The sequence below is a fragment of the Pseudoxanthobacter sp. genome (genome assembly GCF_036822375.1).
Classification (GTDB): Bacteria; Pseudomonadota; Alphaproteobacteria; order Rhizobiales; family Segnochrobactraceae; genus Pseudoxanthobacter.
Genome location: NZ_DAISHT010000060.1, coordinates 8080 through 16125, shown reverse-complemented (window position 1 = coordinate 16125; position 8046 = coordinate 8080). Strand labels below are relative to the sequence as shown.

Sequence of the window (8046 nt, the reverse complement as noted above, 5' to 3'; positions counted from 1 at the left end):
GCCGGTCTCCTCGCCGCCGAACGCCGCCGCCTTCTGCTCGCCGGCGAAACGGTCGGCGCGCACGGCGACGAGCCGGCCGGCGGAAAAGCCGAAGCCGGGCTCCAGCGTCCCGAGCCGCTCACCCAGCAGGCGGAGGAGATGGGCGCCGTCGCGGGTCGGCTGCGCGGTGCCGATGCGCACCGCCTCCACCGCCCCGTCGACCCGCTCGAACAGCAGGTCGAGCTGCCGCGCCCCCAGCCCGGCAACGGCCAGACGCCCGCACAGCGCCTGCACCAGCAGCGCCGTCAGCGCCGCGATCTGGGCCGCCGTGGCGATCGGCTCGGCCAGCCGGCGGGAGACGGAAACCGCCGCCGCCGCCGTGACCGGGCAGACCGGTTCGCCGGCAAGGCCGAGCGCCTGATCGAGCCGGCGCCCCACCAGCGGGCCGAACCGGCGCACCAGCGGCGCCCGCGGCGTGGCGGCCAGATCGCCGATGGTGCGGAAGCCGAGGCGGGCGAGCGCGGCCACGGTTTCCGCATCGAGCCGCAGGGCGGCAAGCGGCAGCGGGGCAACCGCGGCCGCCTCCCCGCCGGGCGCCACCAGCCGCACCGCCCCGCCGGCACCGAACCAGGCCCGGGCATGGGCCGCCCCCACCGTGCCGGCCATGGCGGCAACGGCGGAAAAGCCGTTGCGGGCCAGCCGGCCGGCCATATCGTCCAGCAGGGCAGCCTCGCCGGAAAAGAGATGGGCCACGCCCGTGGCCTCGATGATGAGGCCCGCCGGCAGGGCTGTGCCGACCACGGGGCTGTAATGGCGCCCGGCCCACAGCGCGAGGCGGACCAGTGCGGCCTCGTCGCCGGCCGGGTCGGCCTCCTCAACGATCACGTCCGGCACCAGCGCCCGGGCATGGGACAGCGCCATGCCGGCCTTCAGCCCCGCCGCCCGCGCCGGCCCGTTGAGCGCGGTCACGATGCGGCGGCGGCCTTCAGAGGCGGCCAGCACCAGCGCCCGGCCGTCCCGCTCCGGGGAAGGCGACGATGCGGCCGCGCGGCCGCGGCGCTCGATCGCCCACTGCGGCAGGGCCAGCACGACGATCCGGCGCGCCCGCCCCCGCGGCGGAGAGAGGGGCGGCTGCGGGGAGAGAAACTGAAGCGGGGCCGGGGGCAAGGTGTCCTTCGTCATCGCACGCCTCCACAACGAAGCCTCCCGGCTCGCCGTTACGGCAGCGGGTCAGGAAGAGATGCCAGAGCGGACGGGCAAGGCCGGTGCGGCCGCCATCGCCCGCCCGCGCCAGAACCGCCGGAAGACCGGAGGGCAGCGGCGCCACCTGCCAGCGGGTGGCCGCAGCCGTCGGTGCGGCGGCCGGTTCTTCGCCCCGCCCGCGGGGCGTGCCGCCGCCGGCCGCAAAACGGCGCCGGCGCAGCACGAAGGCCGGCGTGCCGGCCGCTTCCGCGGCCAGCGACAGGCGGCGGGAGGCGGTCAGATCCAGCCGTCCGCTTTCCCCCACCACACCGGCAAGACCGCCGTGGCGCAGCCCCTCCTCCATCGCCGCCAGCACCGCCCCGCCCGCCTCCGCCACGATGAGGCGGGCGGGATCGAGCCCGACGGCCGCCAGCGCCGGGGCATAGAGATCGCAGCGCTCCACGCACCACAGCACCGCCCCGCCGCGGCGGGCGAGAATGCCGGCCACGAACAGCACCGCTGCCGCGCCGGCCGCCCGGTCGGCCCCGCCGCCCTCCACTTCATGCAGGGCACCGAGCGGCAGGCCTCCCCCCGGCAGCCGGCGGTCGATTTCCGCGATGCCGAAGGCGAGCCGCCCGCCGCTGTCCGGCCGGCCCTCCAGCGCCCGCACCTCCGCCCGCAGAGCCGCCAGCGAAACGGCCGGGGCCGCGGGCTGCGCCGCCTGTGCCATGGCTTCTCCTCCGTCCGGCTGCCCGAAAAGGATTAAAATCCGATTCGAGGATCATCATCCCCGAACTCCGTTCATGTTCTCTTTCTGTTCCGATTCAGACGGGAGAGTCAATGGGCTTCCGGCGCCCTTCCGCACGGCCTCCGGCCACGGTGCGCAGCCGGCACAGCGCAGCCATGACGGGTCGTCGCTGCAGGCGACAACCCGGCGCGCAGGCGGCAGGGCCGACAGGGAAAAGCCGGGACGGGGCGACGGAAGAGCGCGGGCGGAAAGCCGCCCGGCAGCCGCCTCAGGAAGCGCAGAACGAGTGGCGGATCGCCTCGGCCAGCGCGTTGCCGAGCAGCGGTTTTTCCACGATCACCACACCGGCATCTTCCGCCGCGGTGCGCACCCGCTCGCTCGGCCCGGTGGTGATGAGAATGGCGTTCATACCGGGGGTCCGGCGGCGCAGCTGCTGCACCAGATCCAGCCCGTTCATGCCCGGCAGGTGGTAATCGACCACCAGACAGGCCTCGCTGGCCGCGGCGCCGCGCGCCGCCAGAACGGCGTCGGCATTGTAATAGAGCTGAACCCGGTAGCCCTCGATCTCAAGGGCGAAGCGCAGGGAATGACAGACGGCCTGATCGTCATCGACCACGATGACCGACCGCTGCGCAGACGGCCGTGAGCCCCCCTCCACGCTGCCCTTGAGTGCCATGGTGCGCTCCTTCGACCCGCAGCCCCCCGCCTCGGGTCGGTCCTGCATTGCAACGACGGTGACCATGCCGCCATCGTGCAGACAATCGGGCCGTCGCCGCCGCCTCTGCCTTGATTCAGGTCAAGCCCGCAAGGCAGGCACCGGGACGGAGACAGCGCTGTTGCCTGTGCGCCACAACGGGCGGCCCGCGCCGCCGGCGTCTCAGCCGTGCGGGCTCTCGCGGTTCAGCGGAATGATCTCCGCGGTCAGCGCCATGCGCACCAGATCCGACAGACTGGCGGCCTGCATCTTCGTCATCACGTTGGCGCGGTAGATTTCCACGGTGCGCGGGCTGATGCCGAGGTCGAAGGCAATGGTCTTGTTGACCTGCCCGACGACCAGCCCGTCCAGCACCTGCCGCTCGCGGGTGGTGAGGGCGGCGAGCCGCTCCTCGATTTCCGCCTGCTCCAGCCGCCGGCGCACGGTGCGCTCATTGAGGTTCAGCGCCGATTCCACCGCCGACAGCAGGGCCTCGTCGTCGAACGGCTTCTCGAAAAAGTCGACCGCCCCGGTCTTCATCGCCTCCACCGCCAGCGGCACATCGCCATGGCCGGTGATCACGATCACGGGCAGCGCCACACCCATCGCCTTCAGGCGCTGCAGCAGCTCGATGCCCGACAGGCCGGGCATGCGCACGTCGGTGATGACGCAGCCGGTTTCGGTGGAGAACTGCGGCAGGATCTCCAGAAAGGCCGTGGCCGATTCATGGGCCACGACATTGAGCCCCGCACTCGCCAGAAGGAAAGACAGCGAATCGCGCACCGCCTCGTCATCGTCGATCACATGGACCGGCGCGTCGCGGCTCAGGCTCTCATGACTCATCGGCGAGCTCCTCCGACATCACAGCCCGCAGCGTGAACGCAAACACGGTGCCGCCCCCGGCATTGGCCTCGGCCCAGATGCGCCCGCCGTGGGCCTCGACGATGGTTCGTGAAATCGACAGACCGACACCCATGCCATGGCGCTTGGTGGTTACGAACGGCTGAAACAGATGCTCACGGACCTCCTGTGCCAGACCGGGGCCCGTATCCGCAACCTTGATGACGATCATATCTTCCTCGGCCGCTCCGGTGTAGACGACAAGTTCGCGCTTTGCGCAACCGCTCATCGCCTCCACCGCGTTGCGAATGAGGTTCAGCAGCACCTGCTGGATCTGCACCTTGTCGACCATCACGAGATCGACGGGCGCTTCGTTCACGAAACGGACGCGCACATCCAGTTCGCGGGCGCCCACCAGCGCCAGCGCGCTGGCCTCGTCGATCAGCCGGCCCAGATTTTCCACCCGGCGTTCGCTCTCCCCGCGCGCGACGAATTCACGCAGCCGGCGAATGATCTGGCCGGCCCGCAGCGCCTGCTCGGCCGCCTTGTCCAGCGCATCGCGCAGCATCGGCGCGCGGGCGTCGGTGTTGCCCTCCAGAATGCGGCGCGAGCCTTTCAGGTAATTGGCAATGGCCGACAGCGGCTGGTTCAGCTCATGGGCCAGCGTGGAGGCCATCTCGCCCATGGCGGTCAGGCGCGAGATGTGGACGAGTTCGGTCTGCAGTTCCCGCAGGCGGGCTTCCGTCTGCTGCCGCTCGGTCAGGTCGCGCACGAAGCCGGTGAAGAAGCGGCCGTCCGGCGAGTGGGCCTCGCCGACCGTGAGTTCCATGGGAAAGGTCGAGCCGTCAGCCCGCATCCCGGTCACGATCCGCCCGGTGCCGATGATGTGGCGCTCGCCGGTTTCCAGATAGCGCTGCAGGTAGCCGTCGTGGCGGCCGCGCTCCATGGCCGGCATCAGCAGCGACACGTTGCGCCCCACCGCCAGATGCGCCGGATAACCGAACAGCGCCACCGCCGCCGGCGAGAACGACCGCATGACGCCCGCTTCGTCGATGACGATGGTGGCTTCCGGCACGGTATCGAGAATCGATTGCAGGTGCGCCTCGCGGGCCAGCAGCTCGCGCGTGCGGGCGGCCCCGATGCGCCGCTCGGCCTCCAGACGCAGGCCGAGGCGCAGCGTCAGCGCGCAGCCGACGGCGAACGCCGTCAGCACCGCAGCATCGGGCACGCCGAAACCGCCGTGGCGGCTGACCCAGCCGGGCCCGGCGGCCAGCGCGATGAGAATGCCGACCATGGCCGGGCCGAAGCCGCGGCAGGCCGCCGCCACCACCGCCACGCCGAGGAACAGGAACACCATGGCATGGTCGTCGGGCCGGCCGATCGCCACCGAAAGCCCGAGGGCCGCCACCGGCGCCAGCACGGCGATGGCATAGTTGAACACCACGCGCAGCCGCCGGCGCCGTCTCTTCTCGCCGGTGGCGATGCGGGCGGCCACCGCCCCGTTCGATGCGAACATGCCTGCTCCGGGCCCTGCGACGCGTGCTGCAGGGCGCGCCCTTCCCCTGACCGGCTCAGCCGCTGTTGCGCAGCCCGGCCGAGATACCGTTGATGGTCAGCTGGATGCCCGTCAAGACATTGGCATTGCTCTCGCTGCCGGAGCGGTGCAGCCGCAGCAGCTCCACCTGCACATGGTTGAGCGGATCCATGTAGGGAAAACGCTGGCGGATGGAGCGTTCCAGCAGCGGATTATCCTCCAGCAGCCGCTCGTGGCCCATGATGGTCTTCAGCGCGTCCACCGTGGCATGCCATTCCGCCTCGATGCGCGGGAAGATGGCGTTGCGCAGGTCCTCATCCTCCACAAGGCCGGCATAGCGCGAGGCGATGGCCAGCGAACTCTTCGCCAGCACCATGTCCATGTTGGAAAGCTGGGTGCGGAAGAACGGCCAGGCACGATACATCTGCTGCAGGAAGGGATAGCCGCGTTCCGGGTTGGCCTTGAGCCACGCCGCAATGGCGCTGCCGAAGCCGAACCAGCCCGGCAGCATCAGCCGGCACTGCGCCCACGAGAACACCCACGGAATGGCGCGCAGATCCTCGATGCGCCGCGTCTTGCGCCGCGCCGCCGGCCGCGAACCGATGTTGAGGGTGGCGATCTCGTTGATGACGGTCGATTCCCAGAAATAGGTCTCGAAACCCGGCGTCTCGTAGACGAGGCCGCGATAGGCGGCGAACGCCGCGGCCGAGATCTCCTCCATGGCATCGAGGAAGGCCGGGTCCGGCGCACTCTCGCGCGGCTGCAGCAGGCTCGCATCCAGCGTCGCGGCGGCCAGCACCTCAAGGTTGGTGCGCCCCACCTCGGCATTGGCATATTTGGACGAGATGATCTCGCCCTGCTCGGTGATGCGGATCTGCCCGTCCACCGCCCCGCCCGGCTGGGCCAGAATGGCATCGAAGCTCGGCCCGCCGCCGCGGCCGACCGAGCCGCCGCGGCCGTGGAACAGGCGCATGCGCACGCCGTGGCGGGCAAACACCTCCACCAGCCCGATCTCGGCCTTGTAGAGTTCCCAGCCGGAGGTGACGAAGCCGCCGTCCTTGTTGCTGTCGGAATAGCCGAGCATCACCTCCTGCTCGTCCCCGCGCGAGGCCACCAGCGCGCGGTAGACCGGCAGCGACAGCAGCGCATCCATCACCCCGGACGAATTGCGCAGATCCTCAATGGTTTCGAACAGCGGCACCAGATGCACGCCCGAGGTGCCGTCGGCCCGCACGATGCCGACTTCCTTCAGCAGCAGCGCCAGTTCCAGAAGATCGGACACGCCCTGCGTCATGGAAATGATGCAGGTGGGGATGACCCAGTGGCCGAACCGGGCCTTGGCATCGGCCGCCGTGCGGAAGATCGCCAGTTCCTTCTCCGTCTCCTCGCTGTAGGCGACGAACGGGGTGGACAGCAGGCGGGCGGTCTTCAGCTCGTCCGTCAGCAGCGCGATGCGCGCCGCCTCGTCGAGCTCCAGATAGTGCGTGCCCGGGCGCACCGCCTCGAAAAGCTCGGCCACCACGCGCTCGTGCACGGCCGAGTTCTGCCGCAGATCGAGGCTCGCCAGATGGAAACCGAAGCAGTCCACCGCCCGGCGCAGCGTCCGGAGCCGGCCGCGGGCCAGCACGCGGGCCTGATGGGCGCGCAGCGAGGCATCGATGACGGCCAGATCGGCGGCGAAGGCCTGCGCATCGGCATAGACCGGTGCGGGACCGGCCGGCGGACGGCCGGCCTCCAGACAGTCGAGCGCCTCGGCGGTTGCCCAGATGCGGGCATAGAGCCCGGCAATGGCACGGCGATAGGGCTCGCCCGCCCGGTGCGGCGAGTGATCGGGCGAACTCTGCGCCAGCGCCATCAGCTCCGCGCTTGCCGGCACCACGTCGGCGGCAATCGAAAGCTCCGTGCCCAGCACGTTCAGCTCGTCCAGATAGAAACGGAAGGCGCGGCGGGCGTGCATGTTCACCGTCTGGCGCAGCACCTCGGCGGTGACGAACGGGTTGCCGTCGCGGTCGCCGCCGATCCAGCTGCCCATCCGCAGGAACGGGGCGACGCGATCGCGCACCATCACCGGATCCTTGCCCTCCATGCGCGCCAGCGCATCCTCAAGGCGGGCATAGAGCGCCGGCACCGCGGCCAGAAAGGTGGTGCCGTAATAGGAAATGCCGTTCGCCACCTCGTCGCGCACCGTCAGCTTGTTCTGGCGCAGCATGTTGGTCTGCCACAGCGTCAGCACCTGCCGCTCCAGCGCCTCGTTGCGCTCCGCCAGTTCCGCCGGCGTCAGCGACACGCGCGACATCTCTGCCAGAATGGCGCCGATATCGTGCTCGCGGTCGAGGGTGCTCTTGCGGCGCACCTCGGTCGGGTGGGCCGTCAGCACGGGGCTGACCAGCGCACGGCCGAAGAAGGCGCGGATATCAGCCGCCTTCAGCCCCGCCTCGCGCGCCCGGTCCAGCACCTCCGCCAGCGTGCCCTGCACAGCCGGCGCGCCGGCCAGCGCCAGATCGCGCCGGCGGCGGATGTTGTGCTGATCCTCGGCGATGTTGGCGAGATGGGAGAAATAGGCGAAGGCCCGCACGATCGGCACCGCCTCGTCGGGGGTCAGCGCCGACAGCAGATCCTCAAGCTCGGCGCGGGCGTCCTCGTTGTCGGAGCGGTGGAAGGCGACCGAGGTCTGGCGGATGCGCTCCACCACGTCGAAGATCGCCACGCCGCGATGGTCGCGCACGGTGTCGCCCAGCAGCTTGCCGAGGCGGCGGATGGTATCGCGCAGCGCCTTTTCCTCTTCCTGTCCGCCCACCTGATGGAGGTCGTTGAGCGTCGAAACCGGTTGCTGCGACATCGTGGAAAAATCTCCGGAACACGGGACGGCGGAAAACGGGGCGGCCGGTGAAAGGCGCCGGCGGGATCAGGAGACCGGCCGGACCGCAACGGGGGCGGGAACAGGAACGGGAGGGCAGGCACAGCACGGCGACGGGCACGGCGAAGCGGCAGGCGGGCAGACGGGCAGACGGGCAGACGGCACGCGAACGGGAAGGCGGGCGAAAGAGCAGACACAGCGACAGAGCGGGC

Annotated in this window: 6 protein-coding genes; all 6 read right to left on the bottom strand. The window is 70.6% G+C overall.

What is annotated here, in order from left to right:
• Positions 1–981, bottom strand: a 981-nt coding sequence (locus V7067_RS08090) for a DNA polymerase Y family protein (RefSeq protein ID WP_334175381.1), incomplete at its 3' end; no start/stop codon positions are given.
• Positions 965–1891, bottom strand: a complete 927-nt coding sequence (locus V7067_RS08085; RefSeq protein ID WP_334175380.1) for a damage-inducible protein — start codon at positions 1889–1891, stop codon at positions 965–967. The genes V7067_RS08090 and V7067_RS08085, both read right to left, overlap by 17 nt.
• Before the next feature lie 286 nt (positions 1892–2177).
• Positions 2178–2585: a response regulator gene (locus V7067_RS08080; protein ID WP_334175379.1), complete on the bottom strand. Its 408-nt coding sequence runs from the start codon at positions 2583–2585 to the stop codon at positions 2178–2180.
• 201 nt (positions 2586–2786) lie between these two features.
• Positions 2787–3446, bottom strand: a complete 660-nt coding sequence (fixJ, locus tag V7067_RS08075; protein ID WP_334175378.1) for a response regulator FixJ — start codon at positions 3444–3446, stop codon at positions 2787–2789.
• Positions 3436–4959, bottom strand: coding sequence for a PAS domain S-box protein (locus V7067_RS08070; protein WP_334175377.1), 1524 nt, complete (start codon positions 4957–4959; stop codon positions 3436–3438). The genes fixJ and V7067_RS08070 overlap by 11 nt, the downstream gene beginning before the upstream one ends.
• A gap of 55 nt (positions 4960–5014) precedes the next feature.
• Positions 5015–7816 (bottom strand): phosphoenolpyruvate carboxylase, encoded by a 2802-nt coding sequence (gene ppc, locus V7067_RS08065; RefSeq protein WP_334175376.1) that lies wholly within the window; start codon positions 7814–7816, stop codon positions 5015–5017.
• Positions 7817–8046: the final 230 nt, after the last annotated feature.

Excerpts from the sequence above, each read along its gene's own strand:
- V7067_RS08085 (WP_334175380.1), bottom strand. The coding sequence starts at position 1,891 with ATGGCACAGGCGGCGCAGCCCGCGGCCCCGGCCGTTTCGCTGGCGGCT.
- V7067_RS08080 (WP_334175379.1), bottom strand. The coding sequence starts at position 2,585 with ATGGCACTCAAGGGCAGCGTGGAGGGGGGCTCACGGCCGTCTGCGCAG.
- fixJ (WP_334175378.1), bottom strand. The coding sequence starts at position 3,446 with ATGAGTCATGAGAGCCTGAGCCGCGACGCGCCGGTCCATGTGATCGAC.
- V7067_RS08070 (WP_334175377.1), bottom strand. The coding sequence starts at position 4,959 with ATGTTCGCATCGAACGGGGCGGTGGCCGCCCGCATCGCCACCGGCGAG.
- ppc (WP_334175376.1), bottom strand. The coding sequence starts at position 7,816 with ATGTCGCAGCAACCGGTTTCGACGCTCAACGACCTCCATCAGGTGGGC.